We start from the raw sequence: 19680 nt of genomic DNA, 5'->3' as shown, positions 1-19680 counted from the left end.
ATGACTCTTCGTTGCCGCGACGCGTCCGCGTCCGGCTTTTGCTCCTTTCTTCCCCTCAAGACACGAGGGGGTGGCGCGCCGAACGGCGCAGTCCGTAATGGTGTCGTGTCCTTGGCGAGGACACGCGGGCGCCTTCCGGCGCGCCACTCGCGGCGTCTTACTCGGCATCGGGCCCCGATTTCCGTTGGCCGGCGATAGGCTCCGGGCGGTCAGTCAGCTCCTGACAGGGGCCCGTAGTGGCCCCGGGGGGAGCCCCGATGCGGCCCGAGTGCCTCGCAGCGAACGAGGCCCGCAGGCGCCGCACCCGTCCCGCCACTCAAGACGCCTCTAGAGCAACGCCCCTTAAGCGGACGAGGTGCGCACATTGTAGCGGAGACGGCGAGGAAGGTCTAGGAATATTTTCACAGCAACGTGGCCCGCATGAAGCGAAGCGGAATGCGGGGATGCAGGTGCATTCACTTGGGCCCCCGGAGGTCGCTGCGCTCCATCCGGGCTCCCACCTACTCCTTCACCACGGAGATGTCGGGCGCGTCCTCGTTCTTCATGCCGACCACATGGTAGCCGGCGTCGATATGCAGGATCTCGCCGGTGACGCCGCGCGAAAGATCGGAGAGCAGATAAAGCCCACCGGCGCCGACGTCCTCGATCGACACCGTGCGCCGCAGCGGCGAATTGTACTCGTTCCATTTGAGGATATAGCGGAAGTCGGCGATGCCGGAGGCGGCGAGCGTCTTGATCGGCCCGGCCGAGATGGCGTTAACGCGGATGTTGTTCTTGCCGAGGTCGGCCGCGAGATAGCGCACGCTCGCCTCGAGCGCCGCCTTGGCCACGCCCATCACGTTGTAATGGGGCATCACCTTCTCGGCGCCGTAATAGGTGAGGGTGAGCAGCGAGCCGCCATTCGGCATCAGTGCCTCGGCGCGCTTGGCGAGCGCGGTGAACGAGTAGCAGGAGATCAGCAAGGTCTGGACGAAGTTCTCCTGCGTCGTGTCGACATAGCGCCCGTCGAGCTCCTCCTTGTCGGAGAAGGCGACCGCATGGACCAGGAAATCGATGCCGCCCCATGCCTTGGCGAGCGAATCGAACACGCCATCGACCGAGGCGGTGTCGGTCACGTCGCATGGCAGCACGAGCTTGGAGCCGATTTCGGCGGCGAGCGGCTCGACTCGCTTCTTCAAGGCGTCGCCCTGGTAGGTGAGGGCCACTTCGGCGCCTTGATCGGTGATAGCCTTGGTGATGCCCCAGGCGATGGAGCGGTTGTTGGCGACGCCGAACACGACGCCGCGTCTGCCCGCCATGAGTTTTCCGCCTTCGGCCATTACCCCTCCTTCGCGCTCGAAGTCGGGGCTTTATACATGCGGGGCGAGCGAAGCCGGAAGGGCTTTCGCTGAGGGCATTTGAAGCACAAAGCGTTAGGCCGCCGACGGGCGCCCGCCCCGGCCCTTCTTGCCGCGCCCTATGGGGGTGACGTTGCTCGCCTTGCTCGCCGGCGCCTCTGGCGCAATCAGCTCTTCGATCGGACCTGGGACCTGGACATAGCCGGCGGCGAGCAGCTCGCGGATCCGCTCGGCCGAGGCGGGCCGTCCGAAATAATAGCCCTGCACCTCCTCGCACTCGACGGAGCGGAGGAACTGGAGTTGCCGGTCGGTCTCCACACCCTCGGCGAGCACCGGGATGTCGAGGCTCTTGCCAAGACCGAGAATCGACCGCACGATCATCGCCGCGTGGCTCTTGTCGCCGAGATGCTCGACGAACTCACGGTCGATCTTGATCTTGTTGAAGGGGAAGGCCTGGAGCGAGGACAGGGACGAATAACCGGTGCCGAAATCGTCCATGGCGATGGAGACGCCGAGCGCCCGCAACCGCCGCAATGAATCGATCGCCCGCTGCAGGTTCTCGAACAGCGCCGTCTCGGTGATCTCGAGCTCGAGCCGCGCCGGCGGGAGCCCGGTCTCGATGAGAACGCGGTGCACGACCCCGGGAAGGTCCGAATGCTGGAACTGCCGGGCCGAAAGGTTGATGCCGATCCTGTATGGCTTCGGCCAGGTGGCCGCTTCATGACATGCGGTGCGCAGGACCCATTCGCCGATCGGGATGATGAGACCGGTCTCCTCGGCGATGGGAATGAACTCGCTTGGCTCGATCAGGCCGTGCTCGGGATGATGCCAGCGCAGCAGGGCCTCGAAACCCAGGATCTCGGACGAGGCGATCCTCACCTGGGGCTGGTAGTAGATCTCGAACTCCTGCTCCGCCATGGCGACCCGCATCTCCTGCGCGAGGCGGCGGCGGCGGCGCACTGCAAGGTCCATGTCGGGCTCGAAGAAGCAGGCGCAGCCCCTACCGGTGCTCTTGGCGCGATAGAGCGCCATGTCGGCGTTGGCGAGGAGATTCTCCGCCGTCCCGCCATTATCGGGATAGATCGCGATCCCCACGCTTACGCCAATGTCAGTGGGATTGCCGTCGACCTCGATCGGGGCTTCGAAGGACTCGATGAGCCGGGCGGCCAAGGCCGCCGCGTCACCCGGCTGCTGGCCTTCGCTCTGCACGATGACGAACTCGTCGCCGCCGACGCGCCCCAGATACTCGCCGATCCTCAACACCCGCAGCATGCGGTCGGCGGCGGCGCATAGCACCTCGTCGCCGGCGCCGTGGCCATAGAGGTCGTTGACCTCCTTGAAGTGATCGAGGTCGATGCAGATGACGGCCAACGACTGCGCGTCCGCCTCGGCCTCCCTGACGACATTGTCCAGCCGGCGACGGAGCGTGGCGCGATTGGCGAGTCCGGTAAGCGAATCGAACTGGGCGAGCTGCCGGATGGTCTCCTCGGCTTGACGGCGCTCCTGGAGGTCGCGGATGGCGTAGACCTCGTTCGCCCGCGTGTCGGACTTGTATGGCCTCCAGATCACCTCGACGGGAATGGTTCCGCCAGATGCGGTGATCATCACGGTTTCCATGCGGCGGTCGCCGACCGTGCAGTTGGGATGACGGCTGGCGAACAAAAGATCGCCGAACACGCGCTTGCCGAGCAGCTCCTCCTGCGACCGCTGGGAGAGCTCGGCGATGCGCTGATTGACGTTGACGATCTCGCCGTCCCTGGCGATGACGATGCCTTCGGCCGCGGCGTCGGCGAGCTCATGCACCCGCAGCGCCGATTCGCGCGTGGTCTGCTTGTCGATCAAGGCGGCGGCGAGCGCCGAGAGGATCACGAGCGAGCTCACGCCGGCCACGGCAAGCGCCATCATCGAATTGTCGATGAAGGACGGGTAGACCACCATGGTCGGGTCGGGCGTGATGATCGCCGCGCCCATGGCGGTGAAATGCAAGGTGCAAATCGCGACCGTCAGCAACGCGGCGCCGCTCAGCGCTGCCCAGCGGCTTGCGCTCTCGTGAAACTTGATCATTGCCGCCGCGGCGAACACGACGCCGAACACGATCGAGGCGGCGACGATCGAGCTGTCCCAGTCTATGGTCCCCATGGTGCTGTAGGCGCGCATGCCGGTGTAGTGCATGTCGGCGATGCCGATGCCGATCACCCGCGCCCCCGAGAGCCGGATACCAGCGCGAATGCCCTTGCGCCGCGATCAGGAGGCCGGTGGCGGTAACGACGATGGCGACGAGCAGGGAGGCGATGGTCAGGACAGGATCGTAAGCCGCCGGCAGCCCCGTCTTGAACGCGAGCATGGCGATGAAGTGGGTGGCCCAGATGCCGGCGCCGGTGGCGACGCCCGCAAGCACGATCCAGCCGAGCCGCCGCGAGCCGCGCGTCCGCCTGACGCTCGAGTAAATATAGAACGCCGTGTAGGTGGCGAGCGCGCAGGTGATGACGGCAAGGAGGACGAGGCGATAGTCGTGCTGCTCGGTGAGGCACGTCAGCACTTTGTACATGTCTGGAAACTCCAGCTGCCCCCAATCGGTTAGCAGGCTGGCGTTTAAGGCCCAGTTACAAATTTAACTTGGATTATCAACTCGTTCAGGTTGAAGCGCGGCTAGCAGGCACTTCGCCGCGGGAAGCGCATTTGCGAGACCTCGCGCTCGTTCCGGCCCTCTCTTGCGCCCGCGCGGGACGGGGCAAAATGGGCGCGAAGCGGCGTGAAGCGCGAGTTTGTGCCCCGCAAGGACGCCGAGCCGTCTGCCTCGCGGTCGCCTACGAGCGGGATGAGAGCCTCTGCCGCCAAAGCCGTGTGTGACATGGTGATTCCCCTCTAGCCTGTGATCGACCAGCTTCCGTCTGGCTCGCGACAGGCGACCCCCTCGATCTTCCGCTCATACGCCTCGAGCGCGAGCGTATAGATCAGGCGGCGGCAAATACGGCCCTCGCCGTCGCGGAAGGCGGACACGGGCTTGATTCGGCCGACAAGCCCGCTTTCCTGGCGGCGCCATACCAGCGTCACCCCGTCGGCGAGCTCGGTCAGCGCCATTTGCAGCGCCTGCAGCGCAACCCTGCGGTCTGAATGATCGAGGCTGGCCTTGAGTTCCTTGAAGTCCTGCGGCTGTGGCTCAGCGGCGACCGCCGCGGCCTCGCTTGCCCCGCTCTCCTCGGCCTTGAGAAGAGGGGCGGGCAGCAATACTGACAACACTAGAGCGCCCGCCCCAATGATAGGGGCGTTCCAACGGAACGTACGCATAACCATTCGTCCCCAAACTGTGACGCGATACTCGAAATCCCCACCGCGCCCACTATCAACGGGAGCCATGGTGCCCTATCAGAGTGAGGAAAACGTAAATGCGCGTGCCGCCGCGGGATTTTTCTTGGCCCCGCCGCGCGGCGCCGGAAAGCGGCCGAAAGATGGACGACAACGCGCCGGAAACTAAGGATTTCACCACCGCGGACGACCCGCTCGCCTTGTTCCGGCGCTGGCTGACCGAGGCGGCGGCGGCGGAGCCCATCGACCCCGAGGCCATGGTGGTCGCCACGGTGGACGCCGATGGCCTGCCCAATGCGCGGATGATTCTCTTGAAGGGCGCCGACGAGGGCGGCTTCGTGTTCTACACGAACTGCGAGAGCGCCAAGGGGCTGGAGCTTGCCGCGTCGCCCAAGGCGGCGCTCCTGTTCTACTGGAAGAGTTTGGGACGCCAAATCCGCATCCGCGGCGCCATCGAGCCCGCGACCGAAGCGGAAGCCGACGCTTATTTCGCCACGCGCCACCCGATGAGCCGCATCGGCGCTTGGGCGTCGAGCCAGTCGCGGCCGCTCGCGAGCCGCGCCGCTTTGAAGGAGGCGGTCAAGCGCTACGCCGCGCAGTTCGCGGACGGCGAGGTGCCGCGGCCAGCCTATTGGCGCGGCTACCGGCTGCGTCCCGTCGAGATCGAATTCTGGCAGAGCGGGGAGTTCCGCCTGCACGACCGCATCGTGTTCCGCCGCGCTAGCCCGAGCGGCGCTTGGACCAAGACCCGTCTCTGCCCGTGATGGCCATCATTCCCAACGAAGAGCGCAGAACGCTCGTGCTGACCGGCGCCTCGCGCGGCATCGGCCACGCCACGGTCAAGCGCTTCTCGTCGGCGGGGTGGCGGGTGATCTCCTGCTCGCGCCAACCCTTTCCCGAAGATTGTCCGTGGGAGGCGGGACCTGAGGATCACATCCAGGTCGATCTCGCCGATATCGACAGCACGGTCCGCGCCGTAGCCGAGATCAAGGACCGCCTGCGCGACCAGGGCTCGCGGCTCAATGCGTTGGTCAACAATGCGGCCATCTCGCCGAAGGGGTCGGGCGGCAGCCGCCTCTCCTCCCTCGACACGCCGCTGCACGATTGGCAGCACGTGTTCCAGGTCAATTTCTTCGCGCCGATCCTGCTCGCGCGCGGCCTGATCGACGAGCTGGAGGCGGCGGGCGCCGCCGTGGTCAATGTCAGCTCGGTCGCCGGCTCCCGCGTCCATCCTTTCGCCGGATCCGCCTACGCCACGTCGAAGGCGGCGTTGGCCGCGCTCACCCGCGAGATGGCTGCCGATTTCGCGCCGCTCGGCGTCAGGGTCAACGCCATCTCGCCGGGCGAGATCGACACGGCGATCCTGTCGCCGGGCACCGAGGCGCTGATCGCCGACATCCCCATGCGCCGCCTCGGCCTGCCCGAGGAGGTCGCGAAGGTCATCTATTTCCTGTGCTCCGACCAGTCGAGCTACATCAACGGCGCGGAACTACATATCGACGGCGGCCAGCATGTGTGATCACCACAAACCTGCCATGGCCCCGGTTTATCGCTAAGATGACACCCGGCGGCGTATTCTATACGAGGATCAGGTGAGGTGACGGCGAACTACTCCTTGGAGCGATTCTCCACCGCCCGCTTTGCGGTCAAGGAGGCGTGGGAGGCCAAGTGGGCCCGGCGCATGGCGCTGTTCTTCTTGCAGCTCCTCATCTTGACGGTGCTGCTGCATCGCTTCGCCGGTCTTGGCACGCCGGCCGCCATCAACCTGATCGCCGTCTCGGTGGCCGCGCTGTTCATCGCCATGGTCATCGCCCTGATCTCCCTCATTCGCATTTGGTTCGGCGGCCAGAGCGGCGCGTCGGAGGACTTCGCTGCGATCTTCGTCGCGCTGCTCGGCCTCGCTCTGCCGGCATATTTCCTGTCGAAGGCCGTACTCCTGCCGCCCCTCACCGACGTGCAGACCTCGCCCGCCGATGCGCTACAGTTCACGGCGCTGGCGAACGAGCGTCCCCGCGACGCCAATCTCCTCGTCAACCCGGACGCCGAGAAGTCCGAGCTACAGGCCGAGGCCTATCCTGATATCGGGCCGATGTTTCTCGAGCGTTCGGCGCCGGAGGTGTTCGCCATCGTCAACGAGGCGGTGAGCCGGCTCGGCTGGACCGTGCTCGTCAACGAGACACCCGGCGAAAGCGGCCTCGGCCGCATCGAAGCCACAGATCAGTCCCTGATCATGGCTTTCACCGACGACGTGGTGATCGGGGTCAAGGGCGACGACGCCCATACCTTGATCGACGTGCGCTCCGCGTCCCGCTACGGCATGCACGATTTCGGCGCCAACGCCGATCGCATCCGCAAGCTCTACGCCGAGATCAATACGACGCTCGAGAAGGGCGAGAAGACCGTGCTCGAACAGGCGGCACCGAAGGATGCGGAAGAGCCGGTGGCGAAGCCGGTCGAGCCGGCTAGGAAGAAGACGAAGCGGAGCGTACGTAAAAGGCGCTGAACCGGTCGTCGGCGCCTTCCGCCGCCGCCATGTCGCGGTCGATCAAGTGCTCAAGATGGGCAAGCACTGACAGCGCGGCCGCTTCTTTGAGGTCGGCGTCGAGCGCGCCATAGAGCTTGGCGACGATGCGCGGGATGGTGCAGACGCCCTCGTCGAGGCAGGCGAGGATGGTCTGCTCCCGCCATTTGCGGTGGGTAATATAGGCGCGCACCACGCGTTGCGGCGTTTGGATGCGTCCGCCATGGCCCGGCAGGAACATCTTGTCGCGGCGCGTCATCAGCCGCTCGAGCGAGGCGAGGAAGTCCGCCATGTTGCCCTCGGGCGGCGCGATGACCGTGGTGTTCCAACCCATCACGTGGTCGCCGGTGAACACCGTGCGCTGGCCCACCAGAGCGAAGCACAGATGGTCGGGCGCGTGGCCGGGCATGTGTAGCACGTCGAGCGCAAAGCCGCGGCTTTTGACCGTGTCGCTATCTCGAACCGCGACGTCCGGCGCGAAGGCGGCATCCACGAACGCGTCGCCGAGACCAGGCGCGTCGGCGCCGCGTGGCGTGCCGGTCGGCCCGTAAGCAACGATGTCGCCGCCGAGCTTGGCTTGCAGTGGTTTGGCGCCGTCGCAATGATCGTGATGGCTATGGGTGATGAGGATATGGCGGACGCGCTCGCCGCGCGTTGCCTTGGCGATCGCCGCGAGATGGGCCTCGTCGGCGGGTCCCGGATCGATCACCGCGACGTGGCCTGAGCCGACGAGATAGGTGTTGGTGCCGAGAAATGTGTAGGGGCCGGGGTTGTTGGCCACGATGCGCCTGATGCCGGGCGCAACCTCTTCCGCCACGCCATAGTCGACGTCAACGCTTCGATTGAAGGCAAGCTCCGCCGACATGGTCTTGAGGTCTTGTTGGTCTTCTGGTGAACCCGCGCGGCCAGTGTAGCGGAGCGGCGGCGGGGCAACAGCGCTACCCGCCTGGCAATGTTAACTTTCCCATGGCTTTTTGCGCAAAATGTGTCTGATTGCGGCCGCTTTCGACCCGGATTTTGCGGTGGAGCGGGCGATTTTGAGCCAGAGCGAACACCGGTCAAGGGATCGTCATTGTCATAATCGGATTGCACCAAGGCGCTATGTCTCGAATACAACCGACAGTTCTATCGTCGTATTATGCGCGTATATCTTGGGGAGGACGTGCATGAGCAAAGTCACTTCGGTTCGCGCCTATTGCAATAATGAAGTTGCGTATGTCGCCTGGGCAATCGACGACAAGATAGATGACTGCCTGGGCTTTGAGGTCACGCGCGTCTACATTGACGAGCGGGGTCGTATTATCCGCCGCGCCGATGGCAGTGAAGACCGCGTGAAATGTGCCAGCTGGGTTCCATTCAAGGGACAGCGCAATCCGAAATGGATTGAGCAGGACACGGGCGTCTGGCCCGTTCAGAAGCTCTCCTGGCGTGATCTGACGCTGCGCAAAAAGCGCAACCGCGCCGATCGTCGCCCAGAAGACGCGCGGGTGCGCTACGAGGTGCGCCCGGTAGGCGAGTTGAAGCCAGGCCTCGAGGCTGTGCCTTCAAACGGCAAGGAATTCACGACGGAAATCAAACGCGACAGCAAGGGCAACCCCGTGAAAGGTGAAGACGGGAAGCCAGTTCGGACGCGCATTCGTGCCTATGAGGGGAAGCCGCGGCCGCTAGCGTATCTGGCGCCAGCGGTTGCTTCGAACGACATTCACGTGACGCGGACGAGGGGCTCGTTCCAATCAACCTTCACCAACGGGATTCTGGCGGCGCAGTGGCTGCGGAACGTCCTGTTGGCTGACGGCGTGATCGAGCCAGATGAGCTTATCAAGAAGCTTGAGAATCCGAAGGATGGCCACCGCAAGTACCTCGCCGGTGATGTCATTCCCTTGATTCACAATCTCTTCGCGCGGGAGGGGGAGTTCTATTTGGCCCTTTACGAGCTTGAAGACAGTGAACTTCAGGACATCCTGATTGCCAATGCCTCGCGCATCCACGTCATTCTGTCGAATACCGGCCTAGGTAAGGGAAAGCAGTGGGACGTGCGCAACAAAGAGGCGCGCCGCGCGCTGGTTAAGGCGGGTGCGGATATCCAACACCGCATGTTCAACAACTCAATTCATATCGGTCACAACAAATTTGTTGTGCATGTTCCCCCGGACGGAGGAGCCAGATCCGTTTTCACGGGCAGCACCAACTGGACCTCAACTGGCTTGGCAGGCCAAACGAACAACGCCTTGCTGATCGAGGACGACAAGGTGGCAGGTGTATTTCTGGACTATTGGCATCGCATGAAGCAAGACGTCCTCAAGGTGCCAAGACCATTTGGCAAGGGCATGAATGACAGTCAGCAGAACCCGACATTTCGCAAATCGAACGAGTTGCCGGGTGAAGTGGAGGCCGCTGACGGGACGAGGATAACATTGTGGTTCTCGCCCAATATGCCTCAACGAAAAAAGCCGACCTCGAAAAAGGGCGCGTCCGTACCTCCGGACCTGAGCTACGTTTACCACCTCATGCGCCGCGCGCGGGAGGCCATCTTATTCCTAGCCTTCTATCCTGGCCAAAAGGGTAACGACTGCATTATTGGCGAGGTGATTGAAATCGGTCGCAACGATACGACCCTGCTCGTTACTGGGGCAGTATCGAGCGCGCAAGCCATGCCAAACTACATTGCGACAAAAAAGAAGGACGGCGTCGTCGTCGAGGAAGGTGAATCTCCCTCTACCTTTGATGAGGGGAATGTTTCGATCGTCCGCGCTGCGCGAATCGACGATAGAAACCTTCTTGATGATTTTGGCGCCGAACAATTGACCGCACGAGGCGGGATAGGTGCGATCATTCACGACAAACTTGTGGTGATCGATCCCAAGTCAGATGACTGCCACGTCATCCTTGGCAGTCACAATCTCGGATTCAAGGCGTCCTATTCCAATGACGAGAACATGGTCATTGTCAGCCATAACCGTCCGCTGGCCGAAGCCTATGCCGTGCATATCCTCGATGTATTTGACCACTATCGGTTCCGGGCGATCGAAACGGAGCGTGCGCGAAAGGGAAAGAAGCCCTGGTCAGGCTTTCTCGAGAAGGACGACAGGTGGCAGGACGGTTATGTCGAGGGGAGAAAAGGGGCTCTAATTCGCTACTTCGCCCAAATGTGAAGACGGACCGGAATTTCCGTCACGTTACGCGCCCGTGGTCGCCTGCCATTGGTCCGCAGAGCCAGTCGAACCTGCTTCAGCCAACCTGTTCCGAAACTGTTTCCGCTGGCCTGACCCCAGCTAAGCACTTGAGTAATGGTCGGAGTGGCAGGATTTGAACCTGCGACCCCCTCGTCCCGAACGAGGTGCGCTACCAGGCTGCGCTACACTCCGCTTGGCTGAAGAGTGACGTATATAGACGCCCCGGCCGGGGCTCGCAACAAAGCCGGTCGGCCTCCGGCTCTTCCCGGTCAAGCCGCGCTACTAGGGCGCATTGTGGCCGAATGCAAGGCCGGCTACCTAAACGCCAATCCGCTAGGCATCGTCGAATCCGGCCCAACGGGCAGCTTTTTGCGCGAGCACCGCCGCGCGAGGCCGTGCGCCCTCCTAGCCTTTAGAACCATGTCGCGTTGTCTCGCGGTCGAGGGTCGCATGGAGGCAGCCTCAAGATCTGGAAGCCGGCGCGGGCCGTCCTTCGCCGAGTTGTTCACGCCGAAGCTCGTCACGGTCCTGCGCGAAGGCTACGGCCTCAAGGATTTCCGCGCCGACGCCATCGCCGGGCTGACCGTCGCCATCGTCGCGCTGCCGCTCTCCATGGCCATCGCCATCGCCTCCGGCGTCGGACCTGAGCGCGGGCTCTACACGGCGATCACCGGCGGCTTTCTCGTCTCCGCGCTCGGCGGCAGCCGATTCCAGATCGGCGGGCCGGCCGGCGCCTTCATTGTGTTGGTTGCGGCCGTCGTCGAGCGGCAGGGCTATGACGGGCTCGTGCTTGCCACATTGGTGGCCGGGGTGATCCTGATTGCGGCCGGATTTTTCCGGCTCGGCACTTACGTCAAATACATTCCCTTCCCGGTCACCGTCGGCTTCACCACGGGCATCGCCGTCATCATCCTTGCCAGCCAGCTCAAGGAGCTGCTCGGCCTCGATCTGCCGAGCGAGCCTGCGGCCTTCGTGCCGAAGCTTGAGGCACTGTGGGCGGCCCGCGCCACGATCAACCCGCAAGCTTTCGCGGTCGGCATGATCGCGCTTGCGATCATCTTAGGTTTGCGCAAATGGCGCCCCGCTTGGCCTGGGTTCTTGATAGCGGTCTCGGTCGCCGCGGCAGTTGTCTGGGCCTTCGCGCTCGAAGTGGACACCATCGCCTCGCGCTTCGGCGGCTTGCCGCGAGAGCTGCCGCCCCCGGCACTGCCGCCGTGGAGTTTTGCTAAGCTCAAGGCCGTGCTTCCCGACGCGGTGACCATCGCGCTGCTCGGGGCCATCGAATCTCTGCTGTCGGCGGTGGTGGCCGACGGCATGTCGGGACGCCGGCACCGCTCCAATTGCGAGCTCGTTGCCCAAGGCGTGGCCAATGTCGGCTCGACCCTGTTCGGCGGCGTTCCCGTGACCGGCACCATTGCGCGGACGGCGACCAATGTTCGCGCCGGCGCCGTGGGACCGGTCTCCGGGATGCTGCACGCCCTTTATCTTCTCCTGTTCATGCTCATCGCCGCGCCGCTTGCAGGCTATATCCCGCTCGCAGCGCTCGGGGCCGTGCTGGCCTTCGTCGCTTGGAACATGGCCGAGCGCGAGGATTTCATGGTCCTGCTGGGGACCTCGGCCGGCGACCGGCTCATCCTGCTGGCGACCTTTCTCCTCACTGTGTTCGTCGACCTCACCACGGGCATCGGCGTCGGCGTCGTCCTCGGCGCCTTCATCTTCCTCCACCGCATGGCCGAGAGCGTCGAGGTGAACGGCCAGGGGTAATTGATCGCCGACGACCGGGCTGACGACTACGCCGGCCGCATGACCTACGATCCGGCTGCGTCGGCTGACAGCGACGTCGTGATCTATCGCATCAGCGGCGCCTTCTTCTTCGGGGCGACGGCCGCCGTCAGCGGCGTTCTGGACCGGATCGGCAAGCTGCCCCGCGTGCTGGCGCTCGACTTCTCCGATGTTCCGATGGTCGACAGCACCGCGGCGAAGGCCCTTCTGCGGTTCGCCGAGAAGCTCAACCGGGCGGGGACCTTGGTGTTCTTGACCGGCGCCAGCCCAAGCGTCCGGCGTGTCCTGGTGCGGGCCGGACTCAAGAAGCCGCTGGTGCGGTTCGCGAAGTCCGCCGAGCAGGCGGTGGCTCATGCCAGGCCGCATTTGGCGGCCGAGGCGGCCTCCTGACCCGCGTGCCCTTGGCTAGTTCTTCGCGCGCATTGCCCTGCGCCGGCTCGCCACGCCCGCGATGAAGGTGTCGACCGCCGCCGCGAAGGCCGCATCGGAGTCGAGCGCCTGGAAGGCGGGGATGAGCGCGACGGTTGCCGGGCAGGTGAGGGGGTCGAGCGCTTGGAGTTCGGCCTCATCCTCCTCGCTGATGGGGCGCAGCAGCCCCTCGGCCTCCGCCAAGGCATAGCCGAGAACGAAGGCGTAGAAGGCGAGGCCAAGCCCCGCCGCCTCGTCGTCCGGCAGGCCGGCGCGCCGCAGCGCGCCATACACCACCTCGCTCGAGGCATGATCGGTGGGCCCGGTGGCGTGATAGCGGAAATGCAGGTGAAAAAGGCGGGGATGACGGTGGGCGAGGTTGCGGTAGGCGACCGCCACGGCGCGCAGGTCGGTGCGCCAGTCGCCGCTCGCAACCGGCGGCTCGACGGTGGCGAGCGCCCGGTCGGCGATCCGCCGCAAAAGCTCGTCCTTAGAGCCGAAATGGTGCAGCACCGTCATGGGATCGACGCCGATGCTGGAGCCGAGCTTCCGCACCGAAAAGCCCGCCTCGCCGTTCTGCGACATGAGGTCGAAGGCCGCGTCGAGCAGGTCGTTTTTGTCGAGGCCGCGCCGCCCCCGGGGGCGAGATTTGGCCTTCGATTTGGCCTTGCCCGTTCTTGACAATTCTACACCGTAGCAATTAAACTTTTGGCAGTCATACGCGCCGCCGGGCCGCTGTCAAGCGGCGGCTTGGCGGTCGCTAGGAGTGGAGGTGCCGCGTGACCGGATCAGCCTTGATCGCCGGGATCGTGCGACGGCCCTTGTTGGGGCTTTGCCCCAAAACGGCAACGAAATTGAGCGGAATGAACCGGAAGGCGCTGCTGCTGCTGCTCTGCGCCCGCATCGGCTATACGCCCCCTGCGAACGTCCAGCACTAATTCAGACGGCCCTCGGGTCACGTGTCTGCTGGAGGTTCTAGAGGTGACTAATCAATATCAGACCGCACAATATCGAGAGCTAGATGCTCTCCATCATTTGCATCCATTCAGCCATCACAAATCACTGCGCGAAGCCGGCGTGCGCGTCATCGTGCGCGGCGACGGCCCGTATATCTGGGACAGCGAAGGCCACCGCATCCTCGACGGCATGGCCGGCTTGTGGACCGCCAATCTCGGCCACAGCCGCAGAGAACTGGCCGAAGCCGCGTATCAGCAAATGCTCGAGCTTCCGTTCTACAACACCTTTTTCAAGACGACGCACCCGCCGGTGGTGGCGTTGGCTCGGAAGCTCGCCGAGATCGCGCCCGAAAACTTGAACCAGGTGTTTTTCGGCTCGTCCGGCTCGGAATCGAACGACACGGCCATCCGCCTGATCCGCCATTATTGGGCGCTGAAAGGCGAGCCAAAGCGCAAGATCATCATCTCGCGCAAGAACGCCTATCACGGCTCGACCATCGCCGCCGCCTCGATGAGCGGCATGGCGCACATGCATTTGCACAGTTACCCCGTCTATGAGGGCTTCCGCCACATCATGGATCCTTATTGGTATGGCGAGGCGAAGGATGGCGAGAGCCCGGCGGAGTTCGGCCTTCGCGCCGCCCGCGCGCTGGAGGACGAGATCCTGGCGGTCGGCCCCGAGAACGTCGCCGCCTTCGCCGGCGAGCCGGTGGAAGGCGCCGGCGGCGTCAAGATCGCGCCGGAAACCTACTGGCCCGAGATTCAGCGCATCGTCGACAAATACGGGATTCTGCTCCTCGCCGACGAGGTGATCACCGGCTTCGGCCGTCTCGGCACGTGGTTTGGGTCGCAGCATTATGGCATCCGCCCCAATCTCATCACCTTCGCCAAGGCGGTCACGTCGGGCTATCTGCCGCTCTCGGGCGTCCTCGTCGACGACAAGATCGTCGCCACCATCCTGGCGCACGACGACGACTTCCACCACGGCTACACCTTCTCGGGCCATCCCGTGGCCTGCGCCGTGGCGCTCAAGAATCTCGAGATCATCGAGCGGGAGAAGCTCGTGCCGCGGGTCAAGGAGTTCGGCGCACCGGCGCTTGCCAAGATGCTCGCCAAGTTCAAGGACCATCCGCTGGTCGGCGAGGTCCGCTCCGTCGGGCTGCTCGGCGCCATCGAACTCGTCGCCGACAAGCGTACGCGCCGCCGCTTCGACAATCCGGGGCGCGTCGGGCTCATATGTCGCGATCACTTCTTCGGCGAAGGCTTCATCATGCGCGCGGTGTTCGACACCATGGTGATGTCTCCGCCGCTGATCTGGACTGAAACGCAGTTCGACGAGGCGGAGGCGGCGATCAAGCGCGCGCTCGACCTCACCCTCGAAAACGTCGCCGGAGAGCTTGCCGCATGACGCGACCTATTGTCGTCATACCCGCCTGCACCAAGGTCATCGACGGCGACACTTACGATGCCGTCGGCCGCAAATACGCGGCGGCCGTGGCTGAAGTCGCCGAATGCCAGCCTCTGCTGGTGCCGGTCGGCCCCGGTCTGGCCGATGTCGGCGCCATCCTGGAGATCGCCGATGGGATCCTGCTGTCCGGCAGCCGCTCCAACGTCGCGCCGGAGCATTATGGCGGGGGAGAGCCCATCCTACCCGACAGGCTCGATCCACTGCGTGACGCTTTCACGCTCCCGCTCATCAGAGGAGCAGTCGAGCGCAACACGCCGCTCTTTGCCATCTGCCGTGGCTTCCAGGAGCTGAACGTTGCGCTGGGCGGCAGCCTGTATCAGGCCGTTCACGACGTCGATGGGCACAAGGACCACCGCGCGCAGCCGGACGTGCCGCTCGAGGAAGCCTACGGGCCGAACCATCCCGTGGCCTTAAGCGGCAAGTTGCGAGATTGGATCGGCAAGGACGAGATCATCGTCAACTCGCTGCATTGGCAGGGGGTCGCGCGGCTCGCCGATGGGCTGAAACCGGAAGCGTTCGCCGAGGACGGCCTGATCGAGGCGGCACGCGGACCCGACGACGCGGCGTTCTGTCTCGGCGTACAATGGCATCCTGAATGGGGCGCCAAGGCGAACCCCGTCTCGGCCTCGTTGTTCCGCCGCTTCGGCGCCGCGGCGAAAGGCAAAACATCATGACCAACCCGCGGCTCACCCTCGACGAGGCGCAAGCCTTCCTCGACGCGAACCCGGGGGTGGACTGGATCGATGCCTTTCTGTTCGACATGAACGGCATTCCTCGCGGCAAGCGGGTCCGCCGCTCGGACCTGCTCGGCATCGCCAAGAACGGCCTCATGATGCCGTCCTCGGTGTTCATCATGGACCCGCTCGGCAATTGCGTGGAGGAGACCGGCCGCTTGTGGGAGAGCGGCGATCACGACCACCACTGCCACCTGATGAGCGGCACCTTGGTGCCGATCCCCGTCGGCGACGGCCGGAACGCGCAAGCCGTGATGGTGATCGACGTCAAGGACGAGCTCGACCCGCGCGCAGTGCTCGCCGACCAGGTGCAGCGCTTCATCCGCGCCGGCCAGACGCCGGTTGTCGCCGTGGAGCTCGAATTCTACGTCACCAGCAAGGCGACGAACGGCGCCTTCCCGCCGCAGAGGCCCGAAGGCCTGTCCAACGATCCTTGCCAGCCGCTGACCTTCGGCTTCGAGCAGATGGATGCGCTCGCGCCCTTCATCGACGACGTCTACCGCATCTGCGAGGTCCAGGGCCTGCCCGTCGAAACCGTCATGCAGGAGACGGGGCCCGGCCAGTTCGAGATCAACCTGAAGCATCGCCCCGATGCCGTCGCCGCGGCGCTTGACGGGCTGCTCCTGAAGCGCGCGGTGAAGGCTGCCGCGCGCGCGCATCAGCTCGAAGCGACCTTCATGGCGAAGCCTCACCATGATTGGGCCGGCTCCGGCCTTCATGTCCACCTCAGCCTGACCGACGGCTCGGGGCAGAACCTCTTTGCCGGCGATCCCATCTCGCCGCTCTTTCGGCACGCTATCGGCGGCATGCGCGAAACCATGGGAGACTTCATGGCGGTGTGGGCGCAGTCGGCCAACGCCTACCGGCGCTATGTGCCGAAGTCTTACGTCTCGATGGCCGCGCATTGGGGCTTCAACAACCGCACGGTCGCCTTGCGCATTCCGCGCGGCAACGGCGCCTCGACCCGTATCGAGCATCGCGTGGCCGGCGCCGACGCCAACCCCTACCTGGTGATTGCCTCGATCCTTGCCGGCATCAGCCACGGCATTGCCAACCGGACCGATCCCGGCCCTGCCGTCGAAGGCAACTCCGAGGGGGTCGAGGCGCCGCCGCTCCCGACCGCCTGGATCAACTCGCTCGATCGCTTCCAGCGCTCGGAGATCGTGCGCGATGCATTCGGCGCGCCGTTCCAGGACGTCTTCTCCCGCTTGAAGCATGCCGAGCGCTGCAATTTCGAGCGCATCGTCACGCCGCTCGATCACCTGTGGTATTCGCGAGTCGCATGAGGCTGACCAACCGATGACCATGCTGTTCAAAAAATTTCCCACCGCCGCGCTGATCGATGGCGAGTGGGTGACATCGGCCAAGACCTTTGCCGTGCGCGATCCGGCGACCGGCGAGGAGGTGGCGTCCGTCCCCGACCTCGGCGCCAAGGACGCGGTGCGCGCCATCGACGCCGCGAGCCGCGCCCTGCCGGCCTGGTCGGCCAAGACCGCGAAGGAACGCGCCGCCATCTTGAGGCGCTGGTTCGATCTCATCACCGCCGAGACGGAGAGCCTCGCCCAGCTGATGACCACCGAGCAGGGCAAGCCGCTTGCCGAGTCGCGCGCCGAGGTCGGCTACGGCGCTTCGTTCGTCGAGTGGTTCGCCGAGGAGGGCAAGCGCGCCTACGGCCGCACCATCCCCACTACGGTCGCCTCCAAGCGCTATATCACCATCAAGCAGCCGATCGGCGTCGTCGCCGCCATCGCGCCGTGGAATTTCCCCATTGCCATGATCACGCGCAAAGTCGCCCCGGCGCTCGCCGCGGGCTGCACCGTCGTAGTCAAGCCTGCGTCCGAGACCCCGCTCTGCGCGCTGGCGATCGCCAAGCTCGGTGAGGACGCCGGTCTGCCGCCTGGCGTGCTCAATATCGTTACGACCGAAGATGCGCCGGCAGTGGGCAAAGTCTTTTGCGACGACCCGCGCGTGCGCAAGCTGTCGTTCACCGGCTCGACCGAGGTCGGCAAGATCCTTTACCGGCAATGCGCCGGCACCGTGAAGAAGCTCACGCTCGAGCTCGGCGGCAACGCGCCGCTCGTGGTGTTCGACGACGCCGATCTGGAGCAGGCGGTCGCCGGGGCCATGGCCTCCAAATACCGCAACGCGGGCCAGACTTGCGTCTGCGCCAACCGCATTCTGGTTCAGTCCGGCATCTACGACCGCTTCGCGACGGCGCTTGTTAGCGCGGTTAACAAGCTCGCCGTCGGACCTGGACTGGAGCCCGGTACCGCTATCGGTCCGTTGATCAGCAGCGAGGCGATCGCCAAGGTCGAGGCGCTGGTTTCCGACGCGGTCAAGAAGGGCGCCAAGGTCCTGACCGGCGGCACCCTCGATAATGCCGGTCCGCTATTCTACCGCCCGTCGGTCGTGGGCGACGTGACCGCCGATATGAGCATCGTGCAGGAGGAAATCTTCGGCCCCGTAGCGGCGCTGGTGCGCTTCGACACCGAGGCCGACGCGGTCAGGCTCGCCAACGACACGCCGTTCGGCCTTGCCGCCTACCTGTTCAGCCAGAATATCGGCCGCGCCTGGCGCGTCGCCGAGAAGCTCGATGCCGGCATGGTCGGCGTCAACGAGGGCATCTTCTCCAACGAGGTCGTGCCGTTCGGCGGCGTCAAAGAATCGGGCCTTGGCCGCGAGGGCGCCGCCGAAGGCTTGGAGGAGTACCTCGAGGTCAAATACATCTGCCTGGGAGGCATCGACGCATGATTGGTCAAGCCCGTGGGCAAGATGGCTATCGATTGGGCTGGCGGCTACTTTCGCAAGCCGCCATACTGGACCGCATTCTTTGCAATGACCAGACGTGAGGACTAAGCAGCCGCCGCAGGCAAGCACAGGGAGAGTAGGTTATGATTAAAGTGCCCGCCAAATATTTCAAGACAAGCGCTTCTCGCCGCTCAATTCTGAAAGGTCTCGGCGCCGCCGCTATCGGCATCAGCCTGGCGCCCGGGAAATACTCGGCCTGGGCCGCCGAGGAGCCCAAGCTCAACTTCTATAACTGGGACACTTATATCGGCGAGGAGACGCTTCCCGGCTTCACCGACGCGACCGGCATCGACGTCAATATGAGCTTGTTCGCCACCAACGACGAGCTCTTCGCCAAATTGCGGGCGGGCAATCCTGGCTACGACGTCATCGTTCCCGGCAGCGAGTTCGTCCAGCGCATGATCGAGGCCAAGCTGCTCGAGCCGCTCGATCATTCCAAGATCCCCAACATCAAGAACATCGCACCTGAGTTCATGACCGACGCGCCGTTCGATCCCGGCCGTAAATTCAGCCTGCCCTATACCTGGCTGGTCATCGGCATCGGCTATCGCAAGTCGAAGGTCGATGGAGTTCCGGATAGCTGGAAGTGGCTGTTCGACTCCGACAAATACAAGGGCAAGATCACCGTCATGTCCGACGCGAGCGAGCTGTTCCGCAACTGCTTCAAATATCTCGGCGGGTCGCTAAACGATGCGTCCACCGAGCTGCTCCAGAAGGCCGAGGCGATGCTCACCAAGCAGAAGCCCAACATCAAAGCCTTCCACGAGGACAACGGCCAGGATCTGCTGCTCTCGGGCGAAGTCGATCTCGCCATGGAGTATAACGGCGACATCGCACAGATCATGACCGAGGACGACGACGTCGACTTCGTCGTGCCGAAGGAAGGCGCCATGAAGCAGCAGGATACGCTCGCCATACCCAAGGGCGCGCCGCACCCGGAGAATGCGCTCAAATTCATCAACTACATCTTCGAGCCTGAGGTCGGCGCCGAGATCTCCAAGACGATTCTGTATCCGTCGCCGAACGCCGCCGCAGTCGCGCTGATGCCGGAGGATTACAGGAACAACTCGGTGATTTTCCCGCCGGCCGACATCATGGCCAAGTGCGAGTGGCCGAACTACCTGGGCCCCGAGTTCTCGCGGCTCCTCGAGGAAGCGATGACCCGGCTGCGCGCGTCATAACGGCGT

At 64.4% G+C, this 19680-nt stretch carries 15 protein-coding genes, 1 tRNA gene and 2 pseudogenes; 11 read left to right on the top strand and 7 right to left on the bottom strand.

What is annotated here, in order from left to right:
* Nucleotides 1–500 precede the first annotated feature (500 nt).
* From fabI to ACRECX_RS09860, 4 genes and pseudogenes are all read right to left on the bottom strand, one after another.
* Nucleotides 501–1319: an enoyl-ACP reductase FabI gene (gene fabI / locus ACRECX_RS09875; RefSeq protein ID WP_431558663.1), complete on the bottom strand. Its 819-nt coding sequence runs from the start codon at nt 1317–1319 to the stop codon at nt 501–503.
* Between the two features lie 93 nt (nt 1320–1412).
* Nucleotides 1413–3533, bottom strand: coding sequence for a putative bifunctional diguanylate cyclase/phosphodiesterase (locus ACRECX_RS09870; protein WP_431558662.1), 2121 nt, complete (start codon nt 3531–3533; stop codon nt 1413–1415).
* A gap of 64 nt (nt 3534–3597) precedes the next feature.
* Nucleotides 3598–3681 (bottom strand): annotated as a pseudogene (locus ACRECX_RS09865) (MHYT domain-containing protein); the annotation flags it as partial.
* Between the two features lie 521 nt (nt 3682–4202).
* Nucleotides 4203–4577, bottom strand: a complete 375-nt coding sequence (locus tag ACRECX_RS09860) for an RT0821/Lpp0805 family surface protein (protein ID WP_431558661.1) — start codon at nt 4575–4577, stop codon at nt 4203–4205.
* Nucleotides 4578–4786: 209 nt separating this feature from the next.
* Between ACRECX_RS09860 and pdxH the strand changes: the two genes are divergently transcribed.
* The 3 genes from pdxH (at nt 4787) to ACRECX_RS09845 (ending at nt 7146) form a co-directional block, all read left to right on the top strand.
* Nucleotides 4787–5407 (top strand): pyridoxamine 5'-phosphate oxidase, encoded by a 621-nt coding sequence (gene pdxH, locus ACRECX_RS09855; RefSeq protein ID WP_431558660.1) that lies wholly within the window; start codon nt 4787–4789, stop codon nt 5405–5407.
* A complete protein-coding gene (locus ACRECX_RS09850) occupies nt 5407–6162 on the top strand; it encodes an SDR family NAD(P)-dependent oxidoreductase (protein WP_431558659.1) in 756 nt (251 codons plus the stop codon). The genes pdxH and ACRECX_RS09850 overlap by 1 nt, the downstream gene beginning before the upstream one ends.
* Nucleotides 6163–6240: 78 nt before the next feature.
* Nucleotides 6241–7146, top strand: a complete 906-nt coding sequence (locus ACRECX_RS09845; protein ID WP_431558658.1) for a DUF1499 domain-containing protein — start codon at nt 6241–6243, stop codon at nt 7144–7146.
* Here the strand turns inward: ACRECX_RS09845 and ACRECX_RS09840 are convergent.
* The gene (locus ACRECX_RS09840; protein WP_431558657.1) at nt 7106–8029 is read right to left on the bottom strand and encodes an MBL fold metallo-hydrolase; all 924 of its coding nucleotides are present in this window, start codon (nt 8027–8029) and stop codon (nt 7106–7108) included. The genes ACRECX_RS09845 and ACRECX_RS09840 overlap by 41 nt on opposite strands.
* Nucleotides 8030–8330: 301 nt before the next feature.
* Between ACRECX_RS09840 and ACRECX_RS09835 the strand changes: the two genes are divergently transcribed.
* Complete coding sequence (locus ACRECX_RS09835) at nt 8331–10316, top strand: phospholipase D-like domain-containing protein (protein ID WP_431558656.1); 1986 nt, start codon at nt 8331–8333, stop codon at nt 10314–10316.
* Nucleotides 10317–10452: 136 nt separating this feature from the next.
* Here ACRECX_RS09835 and ACRECX_RS09830 read toward each other — a convergent pair.
* Nucleotides 10453–10529: transfer RNA gene (locus tag ACRECX_RS09830), tRNA-Pro, on the bottom strand.
* A 258-nt stretch (nt 10530–10787) separates the two neighbouring features.
* On the opposite strand from ACRECX_RS09830, the pseudogene ACRECX_RS09825 reads away from it, so the two are divergent.
* Nucleotides 10788–12509, top strand: a pseudogene (locus ACRECX_RS09825) (SulP family inorganic anion transporter).
* A gap of 15 nt (nt 12510–12524) precedes the next feature.
* Here the strand turns inward: ACRECX_RS09825 and ACRECX_RS09820 are convergent.
* Nucleotides 12525–13211 carry a TetR/AcrR family transcriptional regulator gene (locus ACRECX_RS09820; RefSeq protein WP_431558655.1) on the bottom strand — a complete coding sequence of 229 codons (687 nt, stop codon included), beginning with the start codon at nt 13209–13211 and terminating at the stop codon, nt 12525–12527.
* A gap of 95 nt (nt 13212–13306) precedes the next feature.
* Between ACRECX_RS09820 and ACRECX_RS09815 the strand changes: the two genes are divergently transcribed.
* The 6 genes from ACRECX_RS09815 (at nt 13307) to ACRECX_RS09790 (ending at nt 19674) form a co-directional block, all read left to right on the top strand.
* Nucleotides 13307–13465: a hypothetical protein gene (locus tag ACRECX_RS09815; RefSeq protein ID WP_431558654.1), complete on the top strand. Its 159-nt coding sequence runs from the start codon at nt 13307–13309 to the stop codon at nt 13463–13465.
* Between the two features lie 43 nt (nt 13466–13508).
* Nucleotides 13509–14891 carry an aspartate aminotransferase family protein gene (locus ACRECX_RS09810; protein ID WP_431558653.1) on the top strand — a complete coding sequence of 461 codons (1383 nt, stop codon included), beginning with the start codon at nt 13509–13511 and terminating at the stop codon, nt 14889–14891.
* Nucleotides 14888–15625: a gamma-glutamyl-gamma-aminobutyrate hydrolase family protein gene (locus ACRECX_RS09805; RefSeq protein ID WP_431558652.1), complete on the top strand. Its 738-nt coding sequence runs from the start codon at nt 14888–14890 to the stop codon at nt 15623–15625. Before ACRECX_RS09810 ends, ACRECX_RS09805 begins: the two co-directional genes overlap by 4 nt.
* The gene (locus ACRECX_RS09800; protein ID WP_431558651.1) at nt 15622–16971 is read left to right on the top strand and encodes a glutamine synthetase family protein; all 1350 of its coding nucleotides are present in this window, start codon (nt 15622–15624) and stop codon (nt 16969–16971) included. Before ACRECX_RS09805 ends, ACRECX_RS09800 begins: the two co-directional genes overlap by 4 nt.
* A 13-nt stretch (nt 16972–16984) precedes the next feature.
* The gene (locus tag ACRECX_RS09795) at nt 16985–18436 is read left to right on the top strand and encodes an NAD-dependent succinate-semialdehyde dehydrogenase (protein WP_431558650.1); all 1452 of its coding nucleotides are present in this window, start codon (nt 16985–16987) and stop codon (nt 18434–18436) included.
* A gap of 140 nt (nt 18437–18576) precedes the next feature.
* A complete protein-coding gene (locus ACRECX_RS09790) occupies nt 18577–19674 on the top strand; it encodes an ABC transporter substrate-binding protein (protein WP_431558649.1) in 1098 nt (365 codons plus the stop codon).
* Nucleotides 19675–19680 lie beyond the last annotated feature (6 nt).

The sequence above is a fragment of the Methyloceanibacter sp. genome (assembly GCF_050726195.1).
Taxonomy (GTDB): Bacteria; Pseudomonadota; Alphaproteobacteria; order Rhizobiales; family Methyloligellaceae; genus Methyloceanibacter.
Note: the sequence above shows the minus strand (reverse complement) of the source record. Positions and strands in the feature narration are given on the sequence as shown.